15 protein-coding genes are annotated in these 16,931 nt (G+C 51.8%); 5 read left to right on the forward strand and 10 right to left on the reverse strand.

All coding sequences use genetic code 11. The annotated features are described in order from the left end of the window. Positions 1-75: 75 nt before the first annotated feature. Complete coding sequence (locus NXS99_RS06795) at positions 76-1,113, reverse strand: diacylglycerol kinase family protein (RefSeq protein ID WP_259287910.1); 1,038 nt, start codon at positions 1,111-1,113, stop codon at positions 76-78. Between the two features lie 75 nt (positions 1,114-1,188). Here NXS99_RS06795 and NXS99_RS06800 point away from each other — a divergent pair, with 75 nt between their 5' ends. Further along, positions 1,189-1,821 carry an FABP family protein gene (locus NXS99_RS06800; RefSeq protein ID WP_259287911.1) on the forward strand — a complete coding sequence of 211 codons (633 nt, stop codon included), beginning with the start codon at positions 1,189-1,191 and terminating at the stop codon, positions 1,819-1,821. A 314-nt stretch (positions 1,822-2,135) separates the two neighbouring features. Here NXS99_RS06800 and NXS99_RS06805 read toward each other — a convergent pair whose 3' ends face one another. Next, positions 2,136-3,032, reverse strand: a complete 897-nt coding sequence (locus NXS99_RS06805; RefSeq protein WP_259287912.1) for an aminodeoxychorismate lyase — start codon at positions 3,030-3,032, stop codon at positions 2,136-2,138. 32 nt (positions 3,033-3,064) lie between these two features. On the opposite strand from NXS99_RS06805, the gene NXS99_RS06810 reads away from it, so the two are divergent. After that, entirely contained in the window at positions 3,065-4,075 is a 1,011-nt protein-coding gene (locus NXS99_RS06810) for a folate-binding protein YgfZ (protein ID WP_259287913.1), read from the forward strand. Positions 4,076-4,260: 185 nt separating this feature from the next. Beyond that, entirely contained in the window at positions 4,261-4,443 is a 183-nt protein-coding gene (locus NXS99_RS06815; RefSeq protein WP_259287914.1) for a DUF3073 domain-containing protein, read from the forward strand. A gap of 253 nt (positions 4,444-4,696) precedes the next feature. Here NXS99_RS06815 and purM read toward each other — a convergent pair whose 3' ends face one another. Genes purM through NXS99_RS06830 form a run of 3 tightly spaced genes read right to left on the reverse strand, consistent with a single transcriptional unit; the run spans position 4,697 to position 7,715 of the window. Further along, positions 4,697-5,758, reverse strand: coding sequence for a phosphoribosylformylglycinamidine cyclo-ligase (gene purM, locus NXS99_RS06820; protein ID WP_259287915.1), 1,062 nt, complete (start codon positions 5,756-5,758; stop codon positions 4,697-4,699). A 42-nt stretch (positions 5,759-5,800) separates the two neighbouring features. Beyond that, complete coding sequence (gene purF / locus NXS99_RS06825; protein WP_259287916.1) at positions 5,801-7,312, reverse strand: amidophosphoribosyltransferase; 1,512 nt, start codon at positions 7,310-7,312, stop codon at positions 5,801-5,803. Between the two features lie 28 nt (positions 7,313-7,340). Continuing rightward, positions 7,341-7,715, reverse strand: coding sequence for a sterol carrier family protein (locus NXS99_RS06830; RefSeq protein ID WP_259287917.1), 375 nt, complete (start codon positions 7,713-7,715; stop codon positions 7,341-7,343). A gap of 37 nt (positions 7,716-7,752) precedes the next feature. Between NXS99_RS06830 and NXS99_RS06835 the strand changes: the two genes are divergently transcribed. After that, a complete protein-coding gene (locus NXS99_RS06835) occupies positions 7,753-8,739 on the forward strand; it encodes an acyl-CoA thioesterase (RefSeq protein WP_259287918.1) in 987 nt (328 codons plus the stop codon). A 94-nt stretch (positions 8,740-8,833) separates the two neighbouring features. Here NXS99_RS06835 and NXS99_RS06840 read toward each other — a convergent pair whose 3' ends face one another. From NXS99_RS06840 to NXS99_RS06860, 5 genes are all read right to left on the reverse strand, one after another. After that, entirely contained in the window at positions 8,834-9,508 is a 675-nt protein-coding gene (locus NXS99_RS06840; RefSeq protein WP_259287919.1) for a hemolysin III family protein, read from the reverse strand. Positions 9,509-9,899: 391 nt separating this feature from the next. Continuing rightward, positions 9,900-12,191: a phosphoribosylformylglycinamidine synthase subunit PurL gene (gene purL, locus NXS99_RS06845; protein WP_259287920.1), complete on the reverse strand. Its 2,292-nt coding sequence runs from the start codon at positions 12,189-12,191 to the stop codon at positions 9,900-9,902. A 26-nt stretch (positions 12,192-12,217) separates the two neighbouring features. Beyond that, entirely contained in the window at positions 12,218-12,889 is a 672-nt protein-coding gene (gene purQ / locus NXS99_RS06850; RefSeq protein ID WP_259287921.1) for a phosphoribosylformylglycinamidine synthase subunit PurQ, read from the reverse strand. Beyond that, positions 12,889-13,131 carry a phosphoribosylformylglycinamidine synthase subunit PurS gene (purS, locus tag NXS99_RS06855; protein ID WP_259287922.1) on the reverse strand — a complete coding sequence of 81 codons (243 nt, stop codon included), beginning with the start codon at positions 13,129-13,131 and terminating at the stop codon, positions 12,889-12,891. The genes purQ and purS overlap by 1 nt, the downstream gene beginning before the upstream one ends. Before the next feature lie 452 nt (positions 13,132-13,583). Beyond that, positions 13,584-15,698, reverse strand: a complete 2,115-nt coding sequence (locus NXS99_RS06860) for a S9 family peptidase (RefSeq protein ID WP_259287923.1) — start codon at positions 15,696-15,698, stop codon at positions 13,584-13,586. A 344-nt stretch (positions 15,699-16,042) separates the two neighbouring features. On the opposite strand from NXS99_RS06860, the gene NXS99_RS06865 reads away from it, so the two are divergent. Next, the gene (locus NXS99_RS06865; RefSeq protein ID WP_259287924.1) at positions 16,043-16,789 is read left to right on the forward strand and encodes a DedA family protein; all 747 of its coding nucleotides are present in this window, start codon (positions 16,043-16,045) and stop codon (positions 16,787-16,789) included. Positions 16,790-16,931 lie beyond the last annotated feature (142 nt).

Genomic DNA, 16,931 nt, shown 5'->3' on the forward strand with positions numbered 1-16,931 from the left:
AGCCACAATCGTGCAACCTGTGCTCAAGTGTGTCGATCGAACTTACAGTTCATCCCGCGCCATGCTTGCTACTAGCTACAGACGCAGCGAAAAGAAGCTGAACAATAAGCGAAGTATGGATCGTGGCGTGGTCGCAACTGGTTTCGTTGGGCTAAAAACTTCAATGGCATCAGCAACGGCCCGCATGTGGACATCTTGGTATTCGCCGGCATATTCGCCATCGATTTGGAACTGATGCGCACGATCGCAATGGATCTTGATTTCAAAGGCATCATCGAACGCATACGTTGAGCTTGACACCCAGTTTGCCAACCAGCTAGGTAAGTTCATACCAAACATTTGCAACGCGGCAAACAATCCCACCACACCATCAAAGGTTTCAATGCCAAACAAACTCAAGCCAACGTCAAAGGAGTTTCGTGGGTTGGTGACCATCGGCAATGGCCCGAAGAAGGTCCACGGATTCGTATTCGAGACCATCAATAATGGCATGCGACGATGCTTGGAAACTCTGCCCTGTGCATCGGTTGCAGTAACAGCAATTCGTGGTGGATGCGCATCTATGGTTTTCAAAGCCTGCAAACTTAAGCGCATATAGCGCAAGGGAGTCGCTGCGAACCCTTGACGTCGCACACGCTCCATACGCGCGATGACCTCTGCATCTAACCCGAATCCAGCGTTCACGGCGAACCAGCCTTCATTCCAACGTCCAAGATCAATTCGGCGGCGGAGATTTGCCACAAGAGTCTCGACAAGGACGTCAACAGCTTGTTGTGGTTCAGAGGGGAAACCTAACGCGCGAGCACACACATTGGCAGAACCAGTGGGAATTAATGCCAATGCTGGAATATCTGCATAGTGCGGCACGGTGTCGTGGTTGCCAAGTAAGCCATTGATGACTTCGTTAATCGTGCCATCGCCACCAACGACGATCACAATATCGTAATCAGCACGGGTTAAGCCCTGGCACATGTTCCGGGCATGGCCTGCATAATGGGTAAATTGGGCGCGCAGGTGAAGTCCTGGCACACTGCGCAATTTTGGAATAATAGCGCTGAACAACTCAGGGGTTTGAGTCGTAGAGTTCGGATTTGAGATCAAGAGCGCTTTCACATTGACTAAGCTTAGTGGGAGATTTCTATTTTCTAGGAATACTGGCAGAAAACTTCTTTGGTAGTCTGAATAGCTATGACTGAACAACAACCTATTTCGCTGTCTGGATCAGAAGCTGTCGATCGTGCCGCTGAACAATGGAAAGAAAGCGCACACCGGAATATTCCGGGTCTGGGCGATCTGCCAGTTGTCGATGACACCGCTAATCTACGCGAAGGCCCAAATCTGCATGATGGTCTGCTCGCATTATTGCCATTAGTTGGCGTATGGCGCGGTACTGGTCAAGCAATCGACGATAACGGCGATGCATATTCCTTTGGCCAACAACTCATTTTTGCGCACGACGGCGAGAATTATCTCACCTATGAGTCACGCACGTGGCGCATTGCGGATAATGGTGAGGTTGCCGAGTTAGGTGAGCGTGAAACTGGTTTCTGGCGCATTAATCTGCAAGATGAAATTGAAGTTGTTGCAGCGCTTTCTTCTGGTGCGGTAGAGATTTTCTACGGCAATCCGATGAACGAGCGCGCATGGCAACTGGAATCCGCTTCTACAATGGTGACCGCTACCGGCCCTGCTGCACTCGGCGCTGGCAAGCGCCTCTACGGCTTAATGCCGAATAATAACTTAGGCTGGGTTGATGAGCGTCTGATCAATGGCGAACTCACCCCACGGATGTCTGCTGAACTCACACGTGTGATTGGCTAAGAATTTCATTCAATATGCCTCAACCGAATTGCGATTTGGTTGAGGCATATTTGTATCTGTGGTGTTGAGTGGATGCGGGGATGGCTGGCAGTGCGCGAACAGCGGCGCTAATGGCGAGCTTAGGTGAGTGACGGCACGAGGATGGCGGCATGGCAGCTACGCGAGAGACGACGACACACCCGGCGTCGGCAAGCAATGCACAGAGCAACAGAGCCTGCCAAACGCAGGCCGCAACGGCACAACCTGCTCGCACAGCAATGCGTGCCATATTTGCCAAGTGCGGCTTCACACTCTATTCCAGCGCTACAGCAAACCTATTCTTCATGCCCAAGTGCACGAGCGATCAAGGCATGAATCTCTGCTTCATTTTCTGGTTTCGGTAGCTTCTTGCCATCTATGGCGGTAATACGTGCTGCCATACGCACCGATGACACCAGCCATACGCTATCTGCTTTGCTCAGGTCGTCCAGAGTGAGATCTTTTTGCTTACACCGCCAGCCTTGTGCTGTTGCATACTCAAAAATCGCGGCTTGGGTTGTTCCTGCCAAAATTCCTTTGCCAGAAATTGGTGTGCGGATCTTATTTCCCTTAATACTGATAACGGTTGACGTAGCACCTTCTAACACCCGCTCGCCTTCAACATACAAAACATCGTCAAAGCCGTGCCGTTTCGCCCAGCGCAGTGCCGCCATTGTGGCTGCATAACTTAATGTTTTTGCACCCATCGTCAGCCACGGAACATCCGCTTGCGCATCCACATGATAGCCGCGTGGACTTGTCATCACTGCCACCCCATGTTCGCGTTGGGCGAAGATGTGCTCCCCTACCGCTTTCACAGTGAGCCAGGCACTTGGGATTCCGGTTGATTCGCGCCCTCGACTTAATGTCCATACCACCATGGCATCTGGTATTTCTGGCAAAGATTTCATCTGCTCATGCCACATTTGGACTGCTTCTTGTGTGGCACGTTGCCAGTCTTTTTCAATCGGGCTTAGTAATTCCAACATTTCCGCAGATGCGGCAAAGCGTTGGAAATGACGTGCAAAATTCGCCACGCTCCCATTTCGCAGCAATAAAGTTTCAAATACTCCATCGCCGCGAGTCACAGCCGCGTCGTCAGCAAAAAGCAGCGGTAAGCTTGGGTTGTGATTGCGGATAGAGCCACCAAAAGGCTCAATGCCAATAACAATGGGAGTAGGTTTTAGCGCCATAGTTTTAACAATAATCGCTACGATGGTGTTTTATGATGCTTTCTTCCGTACTTCTTTCTCTCCCCGGCGCCGCAGAAGCTCCAGATGCTGATCCCTTTTACCGTGGCGTAGCGTGGCATTATGGCAATCCATTAGGGGAACAGCGACATTTAGCCACGCGTGCGTTCGTCGATCGCTCCCATCGAAAAGTGATCAAAGTCTCAGGCCCAGATGCGCGTTCGTTCTTAAATAATTTGCTGAGTCAAAAGATTCACGAACCCATAACCTTTAGCCAAGCCCTGAATTTAGATATGCAAGGCCATATTTTGCATCTGGTGGATCTCACCGTCACTGAGGATGCGATTTACTTGGATACGACTGCAGATACTTCGGAAAGTTTGCTGGAATATCTCACCAAAATGATTTTCTGGTCTGAGGTGACCATCGAAGAACCTGAACTTCGGATCCTCAGCGTTTTTGGTGGTTATGATGGCCCACTGCTCGCCCGGGAAGCATTCCATGGGCGGGTGGATGTATTCGTTCCAACCGATTCCCTCTTAGAAGTTGCGCGGAAGCTTCTCGACGCCGGCTATCAACCAGTTGGCTTAATGGCATACGAAGCCTGGCGAGTTGGGAATCTGCAGCCAGAAATTTACGATTTTGATGCAAAATCACTTCCGCATGAATCTGCTCGAATGATCACACAAGCCGTGCATTTGAATAAGGGCTGCTATCGCGGCCAGGAAACTGTGGCGCGAGTTGAAAATCTCGGGCGTTCGCCCAGAGTACAGGTGTTATTTCACCTTGATGGATCCGCTCCGGAACAGCCTGCATATGGTGCCGAGATTACTGCCGGGAGCCGAGTTGTAGGCCGGCTTGGGACTGTTGTGCACGATATGGATTATGGTCCAATTGCACTTGGTTGTGTCAAACGCAGTGCGTTAACTACGCAATTGCACGTTGGCAATGTATCCTTAGCCATTGATCCAGAATCCCTTCCAGTTGAGAACACGACTCAGGCGGGGAAGGCTGCGATTCAACGTTTCAAAGGTCTAAACCCCTAAAAGGGGTACGCAAGATCAGATACTGCCGTGTTTTGCCGCGAATTTATCAAGGTCAGACACTCAGTGCGACAAACTGTAGCAAAACCCGCTATTCTGTTCTACAGGATAAATTATTTTGAAAGCCAATGGGACGACCCCCATCCCCGGGGGATTATTGTTCCGCTAAGTACCAAGGGGGTCATACCATGGGTCGAGGACGCGCGAAGGCAAAGCAGACCAAGGTTGCACGCCAGCTGAAGTACAATACGCCAAATATGGATCTGGACTCGCTGCAGCGCGAGCTGGCCGGCGAAAAGTCCACCAGCAGTCAGGAAAACAACTACGACGAGCTTTATGCGGACTACCAAGAATGGTCAGAAGAGGATTAATCTTCTCAAAACTCGTACGTTTCTAAGCTCGATCTAACGTACCTATTCTTTGGCTGACCCCGCCTCATACTGATGCGATATATAAACAGTACGAGACGGGGTTTTCGTTGTACCGTCGTATAGCAACGACGACTCATAGCGATTGCTAAAGCCGGCCAGCTTCCATGCACATACAAAAGATCCCTTTGCACCGGTGCAAAGGGATCTTTTGTACGTTCAGCCGTTATATGCCTACAGCTTTAATGGTTGTGTGTTACTGCTCACCACGCATGATGACACGCTCGGTATCATCATCGCCGGCAGCTCGAACCGTGCCAAGCTCCCAAGCATCAATATGACGTGCGGTGAGCATTGCAAGTGCGCGGTCACGATCTTGTGGAGCAACCACTGCCACCATACCAACACCCATATTGAAGGTCTTTTCCATCTCAACGGTTGGGACCTTGCCCACCGATTGAATCAGACGGAAAATTGGGCCTGGCGTCCACGTTGCACGATTCAGTTCAGCAACTAAACCTGCTGGAATCACGCGTGCGAGGTTACCCGCCAAACCGCCACCAGTGACATGGCAGAACGTATGGACTTCGCACTCGTCGGCAAGCGCTAAGCAATCCTTGGTGTAAATCTTGGTTGGCTCAAGCAATTCCTCACCCAAGGTACGACCAAGTTCCTCGTGGAAACCATCAAGCGGCAACCCAGCTTTTTCCAACAAGACGTGGCGCGCCAAGGAATAGCCGTTGGAGTGCAAACCACTCGATGCCATTGCAATGACGACGTCACCGGCACGCACGCGATCTGGTCCAAGCAATTCATCAGCTTCCACGACACCAACGGCGGTTGCCGAAACATCATAGTCGCCTGGTTCCATCACACCTGGGTGCTCGGCGGTTTCGCCACCAAGCAAGGCACAACCTGCTTGGATGCAGCCTTCTGCAATGCCAGCAACAATTTGGGCAACATGTTCTGGGACGACCTTGCCAATGGCAATATAGTCTTGCAGGAACAGTGGCTCTGCACCGCAGACAACCAAGTCGTCTACGCACATTGCAACTAAGTCAATACCGATCGTGTCGTGCTTATCCATTGCTTGTGCAACAGCCAGCTTGGTACCAACACCATCGGAGCCAGCTGCAAGCAGTGGCTCACGATATTTACCAAGTGCAAACAAACCAGCAAATCCACCAAGACCGCCGCGAACTTCTGGGCGAGTCGCTTTCTTTGCCAGTGGCGCGAACAGCTCGACTGCCTTATCGCCAGCTTCGATATCTACACCTGCAGCGGCATAGGACACGGAGTTATCTACGTTGTCCGACATTATATGTTTCGGTTTCCTTCGTTGTTGAATGTTGGATTGTGACTAATAGTCTACGCCACCGCAGGAGCCACGTTGCAATGCAGAAACCAGTTCCGCATTTTCGTTGCCCTTTGGTAGTCCCAGCGGATAAATGCCATCGAAACACGCACAGCACAATTCTGTCTGAGGTTGTTCAGTTGCCTCAACCATTGCGTCCAAAGACACAAAGCCCAAAGAGTCGGCACCAATTGCGGTACAGACGCTGCTGACCATTTCTGCTTCATTATCAGTGGTCACCGCATTGGCAATCAACTCACCTGGTGAGGCGAAATCGATGCCGTAGAAGCATGGCCATTTCACTGGTGGCGACGCGATACGAACGTGGACTTCTGCCGCGCCAGCTTCACGCAGCATACGGATCAACGCACGCTGGGTATTGCCGCGCACAATGGAGTCATCCACGACAACAATGCGCTTGCCTTTTAACACCTCGCGCAAAGGATTCAGCTTCAACCGGATACCTAATTGACGCAGGGTTTGGGAAGGTTGAATGAAGGTGCGGCCAACATAGGCATTTTTGACCAGGCCTTGACCAAATGGAATACCGGATTCTTGAGAATAGCCCACCGCTGCTGGAACACCAGATTCTGGCACTGGAATCACCAGATCACAATCAGCTGGATATTCGCGAGCTAAACGACGTCCAATCTCCAGGCGGGATTCATTGACATTACGATTCCGAATTGTGGAGTCAGGGCGTGCCAAATAGACATATTCAAATACGCAACTCTTGCGATCAGCCTTCGCAAAGTGCTCCGAATGCACGCCAGCGGCATCGATTGCCACAATTTCGCCTGGCTCAATTTCACGGACATACGAAGCGCCAACAATATCAAGCGCACAGGTTTCAGAGGCGACAACCCATCCCTTGTCCAATCGGCCAAGGCATAATGGACGCACACCTTCTGGGTCACGTGCTGCATAAATTGTGTGACCATCAGTAATCGTCAGGCAGAATGCGCCTTTGACGCGTGGAAGTAATTCACGGGCGGAATCCAGTAAGGTTTTGCCTTCGGTGATGCCGTGCGACAGCAGCGCTGTGAGAACAGCAGAATCGGAAGGATGCTTGGTTTTATCTACCAGCTGGAGTTCGTGGGCTTCGTCGAGAAGCTCCAAATAATTGACGAGATTGCCGTTGTGGGCCAACGCAACATCGGTGCCATCTGGTGCAACGCGGAACATTGGCTGGGAGTTTTCCCACGTCACACCGCCGGCGGTTGAATAGCGGGTATGGCCAATTGCCACATCACCTTTTAAGGAGTCGAGGGTTTGCTCATCGAAAATCTGTGATACAAGGCCTAAATCCTTAAATACCACGACTTGATCCCCATCACCGACTGCAATGCCAGCGGCTTCTTGGCCGCGATGCTGCAGGGCAAAAAGACCGAAGAATGTCAGTTTGGATACTTCTTCGCCCGGCGCCCACACGCCGAACACACCACATTCTTCACGAGGAGCTTGCTCACCATGATCATCAAATACATTTACAGGCTGTTCATTATGTGCCACGACCACAATGGTAGCGCATCATGTCAAAATAATCCTATTGGACAGGTATGCGAACAATTGGGAGCCAACGCGCAATTTCGCTGGCACGCGTGCCAGAGATGGAAATTTGTGGGTTATCACCCAATAATTCTCGTCCTGTAACAATTCGCAGCCATGTTCGCGGATCCATTTCTACAACATTCGGTGGAGTTCCACGCCGATGTGTAATTCCCGCCACACATTGAATAGCGGCAAACGGTGGGACGCGTACTTCCACGCTACTTCCGGGCGCAATTCGCGCTAATTCATAAAGACTCGCGCGTACCGCTGTTGCTAACACTTGACGCGATGGCGGGGGTACCGAAGCGTCGTCAAGCCAAGCGCACAGGGGTAATATTGCCGAGCGGGGGTCTGGAAGTGAAGATGTCATGTCTTGATCTTATCCGTTTTAGGCTACTGTTAAGGGTATGACTCATCGTTCCCCAGAAGTTACGTTACGATTCATGGCCGCTCCTACTGATATCACCATGGCTGGCGCGCAAGGTGTCAGCGGTGGACGCGTCTTAGAGTGGATCGACAAGGCCGCATACGCGTGTGCTGCAGGTTGGTCAGGCACATACTGTGTAACTGCATATGTCGGACATATTCACTTTACCCGTCCGATCCCTTCCGGTCACATGGTTGAAGTGCGTTCACGTATTGCATTAACCGGACGCAGCTCGATGCACATCATTAACGAAGTGTTATCCGCTGATCCGCGTGAAGGCATTTTTACCCGAGCATGCGATTGCTTGGTGATTTTCGTGGCAAAAGATACCACTACGAATAAATCGGTTGAAGTGCCACCATTTGAGCCACGTAATGATGAAGAACGCCTGGTACAAGAATCAGCAACTTCGCGAATTAGTCTTCGCAAAGCCATTGAATTGGAAATGGAAAAGCAAACCTACGATGGCCCATCCGATGCACCACGCTTAGTCCACCGCTTCTTAGCCAAGCCAACCGATGTGAACTGGGGCGGCAAGGTGCATGGCGGTACTGCGATGGAATGGATTGATCAAGTAGGTACTGCCTGCACAATGGAATGGTCTGGCGAGCGTACAGTAGCGGTATACGCCGGTGGTATTCGCTTCTACCGCCCAATTCAGATTGGCGATTTAGTGGAAGTTGATGCTCGTCTCATGCGCACTGACGCTCATAGCATGCAATTGTCTGTGCATCTGCGTTCTGGTTCACCGCGCGGTGGCCGGAAGAACCTAGAAACCGCAATTCATGCCACCATTACCTATGTTGGTGTTGATATTGATGGTCGTCCGCTGCCAGCGCGTCAATTCCAGCCAGTGACTGATGAAGACCTGCGCTTGCATGAGCATGCCACAACCCTACGTGATTTGCGTGCGGAATATGCGCCAAAGCCGCTGTTTCCTCAGGTGACTCACCAAATCATCTATTAAGGAAATCTTGTTGGCAGTGCACGGATAACAACAGCCGGTGTGACACCTTTTGAAAGGAGGTCGCACCGGCTGTTTGCTCGAAGACGTCGAAAAGCTAGTCGACGACTAATATCCAAATACCAATCATGTGCAAAATAGCGGCAATGATTGTAGCCGCGTGGAAGTACTCGTGATAGCCGATCACGCTGGCATTGCGGCCTGGCCATTTTGTGGCGTAAAACAGTGCGCCGACGCTATAGACGACACCACCTGCCGCGAGAAGCCAAACCACGGTGGCGCCTGCGACTTCCAGGATGGATGGAATCATTGGGACAACCGCCCAGCCGAGTACTAAAAACGTTATGACGTCGAGGACTCGTGGGTGTGAAACGAAATTCAGACCAATGCTGGCGATTGCCGCAATCCAGATGCCAATGAGCAACCACGGGGTGGACAGCGTCATCACGGCAATTGGGGTGTAGGTGGCTGCGATAAATAACGCGATCATTGCGTGGTCGGCATTGCCCCATGCATCAACAGCGCGTTGCGTTTGCCACGGTCCACGATGATAGGCCGCAGAGGTACCAAATAACGCCACGACTCCCACGGAGTAAATGGTCACGGCAACTCCTACCGGCCAACTATGCTGCATCCAGGTAAAGGTAATGAACACAGCTCCGGCGATGACTGCGAGCACCGCGGCGACCATATGAAAGATTCCTCGGGCCGCAGGGCGTTGTCCTCGATCAACGCGCGTAATGATTCGCGTGACTAACTTTTCTTGCGACACTGCATCACTCCAAAATTCACAAACTTACGTTGGCGTAGATTGTACCTGAATTTTGCTGCTGCATACCACGCGAGAGCACAGGGAAAGCGCTTATGCCTGGTACGTCTGAAGTGAGCATGCATGCCAGAGGAGTGTAGGCGGCATACCAGACTTGACGACGCCTGCACGCTGCCGGGGCTTAGGGTCTACGCGGCGCGCGAGAGTGTTGAGGGGGCGAGGCTGTGTGCAGTCCTTGCGCTGCGCTGCGAACCACCTGCATTTTCTAAGAGCCTGCGCTGCGAACCACCTGTCTCGCCCAGCGCACCGTGCGCTGCAAATCGCCTGCAGATAGCACAACACCTCGTGTCCGCTGTTTGTGCGTTCACGAGGTGTCAGTGTCGAAAAGATGTGATTAATCAACCACAGAGTTCGCGCCTACTGCATGGCCGAACAAACGTGGCAAGGTGTCAGACCAAGCTGCGTGCAGCTCAGCAACTGGAACCTCAAACTCCACACCATTGCCCTTGACAGCGAAAATATCTGTCTCGGTGGTGGTACCAAGCTTGATCACTGGAATGCCGAGTTCTTGTGCACGAGCCACGACAGCTGCGCCATCTTGGGTTGCAACAACTGCACGAGATGCAGACTCAGAGAACAATGCCGTGAAGGTATCGGCAAAGACCTCAGAAAGATCCAGATCCATACCAACACCTGCTTGCAGTGCCATCTCTGCCAAAGCAGAACCCAAGCCACCTTCAGAAAGGTCATGAGCAGCCGAAACGATTTCGTGTGCCTGGAAGAATTCCACCAGCTTTTCTTCATTCGCAAGATCAACCTTTGGTGGCAGGCCGTTGAGACCAGCACCAGAGACTTGCTGCCAGATGGAACCGCCGAACTCGTCGAAGGTTTCGCCAAGCAGGTAGAGTTCTTCCACACCGTCAACTTTGCCAAGCTGGTTGCCGATCGAGTTGCGGACGTCGTCAAGCACGCCGAGCACGCCGACAACTGGAGTTGGCAAAATTGCTTCCGTACCGGTTTGGTTGTAGAAGGAAACGTTGCCGCCGGAAACTGGAATGCCAAGTTCCTGACAGCCATCAGCCAAGCCGTGAACTGATTCGCGGAATTGCCACATTACTGCTGGATCTTCTGGGGAACCATAGTTCAAGCAGTTGGTGACAGCCACTGGACGAGCGCCGGTGACAGCAACGTTGCGGTATGCCTCAGCCAATGCCAAACGTGCGCCGGTATTTGGGCACAGCTTGGTGTAACGGCCAGAAGCATCTGCGGAAACAGCAACGCCACGGTTGGTTTCTTCGTCAATGCGCAGCACACCTGCGTCGGCGTTCTTTGCCTGTACGGTATTGCCACGAACATAGCGGTCATACTGCTCGGTGATAAACGCACGAGAGCACAATGCAGGAGATGCAATCATATCCAGCAGTGCCTGGCGGATATCAGCAGCCTCGGTTGGCTTTTCAACGCCTTGGAATACCTGGAGCTCATCTTGCCAGTCAGGACGTGCCCAAGGGCGCTCGTAGACAGGGCCTTCGTTTGCGATGGTGTGTGCTGGAGCTGTCACGACAGTTTCGCCGCGGTGACGAATAATCAGACGGTCGCCGTCGGTAACTTCACCGATTTCAGCGACTGGGACATCCCAGTGCGCACAGATTTCCTTGAAGCGTTCGACGTCTTCTGGGCGCACGATTGCGCACATGCGTTCCTGCGACTCCGAGCAAAGGATTTCGGCAGCCAGCATGTTTTCAGCGCGCAGTGGAACGGCATCCAGGTTGATTTCCATACCGCCGTCGCCAGACGCAGCCAGCTCAGAGGTTGCGCAGGCAAGACCAGCGCCACCTAAGTCTTGGATACCTACAACCACACCAGCTTTGTAGAGGTCCAAACAGCACTCAATCAAAACTTTTTCTGCGAATGGGTCGCCAACCTGAACAGCAGGCAACTTGCGCTCAGCGCCTTCTTCGAAGGTGTCCGATGCCAACACCGAAACGCCACCAATGCCGTCTAGACCAGTGCGGGAACCAAAGAGCATAACTTTGTTGCCCAGACCAGAGGCGAATGCGAGTTTGAGATCATCAACCTTCAACGTACCCACGCACAATGCGTTGACCAGTGGGTTACCGGCATAGGTTTCGTCGAAAACGGTTTCACCGCCGATATTTGGCAGGCCAAGGCAGTTGCCGTAATGGGAAATACCATCGACGACACCTGGCAGCACGCGGCGGGTATCTGGAGCATCAGCTGGGCCGAAACGCAGCTGGTCCATCACAGCAATTGGGCGAGCACCCATTGCCATGATGTCACGAACGATACCGCCAACACCGGTTGCTGCACCTTGGTGTGGCTCAACATAGGAAGGATGGTTGTGGGACTCAACGCGGAAGGTAACAGCGTTGCCATCTCCGATATCAACAACACCTGCGTTTTCGCCGATACCAGCGAGGATCTTGGAACCCATTTCTTCGGTGGTGGTTTCACCGAAGTAGCGCAGGTGGGTCTTGGAAGATTTATAGGAGCAGTGCTCAGACCACATTACGGAGTACATGCCAAGTTCGGCATCGGTTGGACGGCGTCCGAGGATGTCCTTAATGCGCTGGTACTCGTCGTCTTTTAGGCCAAGGGAAGCATATGGCTGCTCAAGATCAGGGTTTGCTGTTGCTGCTTCAACAGTGTCGTTAAACGTAGTCATGGAATAAAGTTCCTTATTTGTACTGCTTAAGCAGCAATGGTGCCAATAGCGGACAAGAATAGCTGCAGACCGTCCACCGATGGGCCGGTCAGATCTTCAACGGCGTGCTCTGGGTGTGGCATCAAACCAACCACGCGGCCGGTCTCATTGGTCACACCAGCAATGCCGTTGACAGAACCATTGAAATTGTCGGTGTAGCGGAACACTACGCGACCTTCGCCTTCGAGCATTTCGACGGTTTCTTTCGAAGCCTGGAAACGACCCTCACCGTGCTTTGCAGGAACCAGAATCTTTTGGCCTGCAGAAAGCGTATTCGTCCACGCGGTGGAGTTATTTTCCACCACTAAATGCGTATCAACACAATGGAAGTGCAGACCCTGATTACGAGTCAAGGCACCTGGGAGAAGTTTTGCTTCGGTCAGAATTTGGAAACCATTACAAATGCCCAGCACTGGCATGCCTTTACCGGCTGCGTCAATCACTGAACGCATCACAGGAGCAAGGGCAGAGATTGCGCCCGTACGCAGGTAGTCACCATAGGAGAATCCACCTGGAACAACAACACCATCGACGCCGTGCAAATCAGCATCAGCGTGCCAGAGGCTCACAACTTCCGCACCAGCTAAACGCGCCGCGCGTGCTGCATCGACATCATCAAGGGTGCCAGGGAAGGTAATTACACCAATTTTTGCACTCATTACTTCGCTGCCTCGAACAATACCTCGAAATCTTCAATGACAGTGTTGGCGAGCAAGGTTTCAGCAACCTTTTCAAGCTGCTCTTTGGTGACTGTCTCATCGACTTCAATTTCGAAACGCTTACCTTGACGAACATCGGCGATACCTTCAACACCGATACGACCAAGCGCGCGAACAACAGCCTGACCTTGTGGGTCTAGGATTTCGGTCTTTGGCATGACATTGACAACTACACGGGCCACGTTGGAAGCTCCTCAAATCAACATGTGGGCGGTTTTGTTAGCTGGCATCCAGATTTCTGGACGTCCCCCCACAGCTTACATGGTGAACCTAACATTTTGTCTATCGAAGATTTCGACTTCAGATCACTGCTGTGCTCAAGTGCTCTTCGATCACACAAAACAGCACTGCAATCGGCATGTTTCACGCATTTCCTGCCAGCTATTCGCTGTGCTTTTCGGCGGCTTATGCAAGGCAGACAGCTACTCTTGCGCCTGCATCGTTTGAGCTTGACGACGCCAAGGCTACAAACCAGTTCGTGGCACCCCACCATAATGAGATGCCACGAAAAGATCATGCACGAGTATGTGCAGTTGACCATCAATGGTTGCAGCGGCCAGTGGCCTAAGCACCAGCAGCCACGCTGCCAGCGGCCTAAGCACCAGCAGCCGAATGCACCATAACTATTGGCCGATTATGCCTCTAGCCCAGTTGCTTGATGAATCAACCATGCATATTCATAGGCTGCTTGACGCCAAGATTCATAGCGACCAGACACACCGCCATGTCCTGCAACCATTTCTGTTTTCAGCAAGAACTTTCCGCCTGTTGCAGTATCTCGCAGCTTCGCAATCCATTTCGCCGGTTCAACATAGAACACGCGAGTATCATTCAAGCTGGTGGTAGCCAAAATATTTGGATAGTTCTGGGCAGTGACGTTTTCATATGGACTATAGGAAGCCATGTATTCATACACTTCCTTATCTTCCAGCGGATTTCCCCACTCTTCCCACTCACCAGCGGTCAGTGGCAGCTCTGGCTTGAGCATGGTGGTTAGCGCATCAACAAATGGTACATCTGCCTCAATTGCACAGAAACGATCCGGTGCCATATTTGCCACCGCGCCCATCAGCAATCCACCTGCAGAACCACCATTGGCAACCAGCATGCGCGGAGCAGTCAGGTTTTGTGCGATTAAGTAATCGGCAACTGCGATGAAATCGGTAAAGGTATTTTTCTTCTGCAGCATCTTGCCATTGTCGTACCATGCTCGACCCATCTCGCCGCCACCACGAATATGTGCAATCGCAAGAATCATGCCACGGTCAAGCATCGACAGGCGCAAGACACTAAAGCCTGGTTCAAGGCTGTGCTCATAGGAACCATATGCATAGAGCATGGTTGGTTGCGGCTGAGAAGTATCCAAATCGGCGCGATGAATAATGGAAACTGGAATTTTCGCACCATCGGCAGCTTCTGCCCATGCTCGATAGGAGGTGTACTCGCTGGAGTCATAGCCACCGACTACAACCTGCTCTTTTAACAGTGTGTAGGTATTCGAGGCAACGTGGTAGTCATACAGTTTCGCTGGGGTAATAAAGGAGGTATAGGATACTCTCACAACTGGGGCATCCCAGGCTGGATTACCACCGACGCCTACAGAATAAAGTTCCTCGTCGAAAGTGAGTTCTTCAAAGGCATGGAACCCTGCGTCGTCAAGCTTCATCACTGCAGCACGTCCAATTGCGCCCTTGCGATAGCCGACGAAAATGAAATCACGGTAGCAGTCGACACCATCGATGCGAATTTGGTCATCATGTGGCATCAAGACTGTGAGATTTCGCAGGTCAACTGGCTGATCGATTGGCTGCCAGCCGAGTTCAAAATTCGGACCAGCGACGTTGTGGCTAATCACCCACACGTCTTGACCAGCGACGACTGCATGATCGAGATCGTATTCAACGCCTTCTTCGCGCGCGAGCACCAGCTCAAACGCACCTTCTGGGTTCTCGGTGTCCAAAGCCCAAACCTCAGAGGTAGTACGCGAGGAAATGCTTAAGAACAGGTACTTCAAGGAACGGGTTGCGCCAATGCCAACGCCGAAGCGGATGTCGTCTTCGCGGTAGACCAGGACGTCTTCGCTGGCAGGCGTGCCTACCTTGTGACGCCAAATGGAATCCGGGCGCCATGCATCATCGACGCGGGTGTAGAACACATATTCTTCGCCAATCCAGGTGGCACCGTAGAAGACATTTTCAATGACATCATCAAGCAGCTCACCTGTGGTCAAGTCCTTAATATAAAGGGTGTAGCGCTCGTCACCTGCAACATCGGTGGAATACGCCAAATAGCGACCACTTCGCGTGACAGCCGAAGCTCCCATGGAAAAGAAGTCATGACCTGCGGCAAGTTCATTAAGATCAAGCAAGATCTCTTCGCCTGCAACTTCGCCTTCTTCAGGAATTACTGGCGGCACCCACGCATCTTGGCCAGGTTGCACTGGAATGCGGCAAGAAATTCCGTAGCTTTGTCCCTCAACGGTTCGCGAGTAGTACCAGTAATCCTCGGCGCGCTGCGGCACTGACATGTCAGTTTCTTTAATGCGACCTTTGAGTTCCTGGTAAATCGTTTCACGCAGAGGTTCCAGGTGCTTGGTTTCTGCATCGGTAAACGCGTTTTCGGCTTCCAAATACGCAATGGTTTCTGGTGATTCTTTCTCACGCAGCCATTCATAGTTATCAACAAAATCGTGCCCGTGAAAGCTTCGGGTCATTGGCTTTTTCGCTGCAATTGGTGCTTCAAGAGTCATACTTGACGATACTAGCGGTCTTTGCCATTACGCGTCGCTTGACACCCAATCCCACGTGCATCCTTATGCAGGCGCGGTACCAGTATTTCCGAATGCGCACGCATGCTTGCTTCTCCCCCAACCTGGAGCATGCTTGACGACGCATCCTTGTGGCCGGCATTGCAGTTCGCAACTTCAATCGCGCTGGTTGCCCTGTGTCCTGTGTCCCTGTGCCCCTGCCCGAGATATCCGAGGTGTCCTGCCGCCTATGTCCTTCTCCCGCTCTCGCACGAGCCACCAGTAATCGTCGTCTCTCACGATTTTCCATTAGACTTAAATCTTCGCAATAGTTTTCAAGGAGCAGTATGAGTTCGGAATCCTCCGCACACGAATCACAGCAAGAACCTGTAGCAGCTACGTCCCAACCAGCTGCACCTGACAGTGATGATTGGCAAAGTGAGCTGCCAGATTATTTACAAGGTGCTACTCGCACTGACTGGTTGCTTTGGGGAGGATTAGTTGCCGCAGGTATTTATTCACTGGCGCTGATTCCATTCCGCGCTGTGCTGTTGGTGAATTACACCTTCCTCTACACGTTCTTAACCGGCTCGAATTTATCGGTCTTAACGCTTGCTGCCTACCACAGCAAAAATTATGCGTTTTTGGCGTTGGTGTTGATCGTCGCAACGCTCAGTGCAGTGAAATTTCTTCTTTTATACTTTTTTATTGGCAAGCGTTGGGGCAAAAAGTTTATCGACGCAATGTTCGCCAATCATCCGCCGCGCTGGTTTCTCAAAACTGAAGAATTTATCTACAAAAACCTAGGCTTTTGTTTTTTCTTAGCGACGCTGCCGTTTTCCCCAGTCCCAGCAACCGTCATCGTTGCCATTGCTGGTATTCAACGGGCAAAAGGCTGGGTCGTCAGTATCTGGGTGCTTGGTTTTACTTTCCTGCTGAAATGCTTCTACGCATATCTGGGCATCACCTTTGGCCCGCAGGTACAAGATACTTTGGAAGTGGTGAATAAGTATTTAAACTGGGTAACACTCGCCTTGATCGGCTATTTCTTTATTTCGGTGACGTTAAAGAATCGTAAAAACAAAACCGTTTAATCAGGTACTTCCAGGAGGGCGCACACGTTGTGCCCTTCTTTTTTGTTCTCCAACGATGCTGGAAATGTTGCCGCTTGCGTTGCCGCTTGCGCGTGCTGCTGCCACCGTCCGTTGCACTCAAGCATGACATACAAAAAGAGGA

This window comes from Corynebacterium sp. HS2168-gen11 (genome assembly GCF_024834075.1).
Lineage (GTDB): Bacteria > Actinomycetota > Actinomycetes > Mycobacteriales > Mycobacteriaceae > Corynebacterium.

Coding starts and splice junctions, on each gene's coding strand:
- purL (WP_259287920.1), bottom strand. CDS start 12,191: ATGACTACGTTTAACGACACTGTTGAAGCAGCAACAGCAAACCCTGAT.
- purM (WP_259287915.1), bottom strand. CDS start 5,758: ATGTCGGACAACGTAGATAACTCCGTGTCCTATGCCGCTGCAGGTGTA.
- NXS99_RS06805 (WP_259287912.1), bottom strand. CDS start 3,032: ATGGCGCTAAAACCTACTCCCATTGTTATTGGCATTGAGCCTTTTGGT.
- purQ (WP_259287921.1), bottom strand. CDS start 12,889: ATGAGTGCAAAAATTGGTGTAATTACCTTCCCTGGCACCCTTGATGAT.
- NXS99_RS06800 (WP_259287911.1), top strand. CDS start 1,189: ATGACTGAACAACAACCTATTTCGCTGTCTGGATCAGAAGCTGTCGAT.
- NXS99_RS06830 (WP_259287917.1), bottom strand. CDS start 7,715: ATGACATCTTCACTTCCAGACCCCCGCTCGGCAATATTACCCCTGTGC.
- NXS99_RS06860 (WP_259287923.1), bottom strand. CDS start 15,698: ATGACTCTTGAAGCACCAATTGCAGCGAAAAAGCCAATGACCCGAAGC.
- NXS99_RS06835 (WP_259287918.1), top strand. CDS start 7,753: ATGACTCATCGTTCCCCAGAAGTTACGTTACGATTCATGGCCGCTCCT.
- NXS99_RS06815 (WP_259287914.1), top strand. CDS start 4,261: ATGGGTCGAGGACGCGCGAAGGCAAAGCAGACCAAGGTTGCACGCCAG.
- NXS99_RS06865 (WP_259287924.1), top strand. CDS start 16,043: ATGAGTTCGGAATCCTCCGCACACGAATCACAGCAAGAACCTGTAGCA.
- NXS99_RS06810 (WP_259287913.1), top strand. CDS start 3,065: ATGATGCTTTCTTCCGTACTTCTTTCTCTCCCCGGCGCCGCAGAAGCT.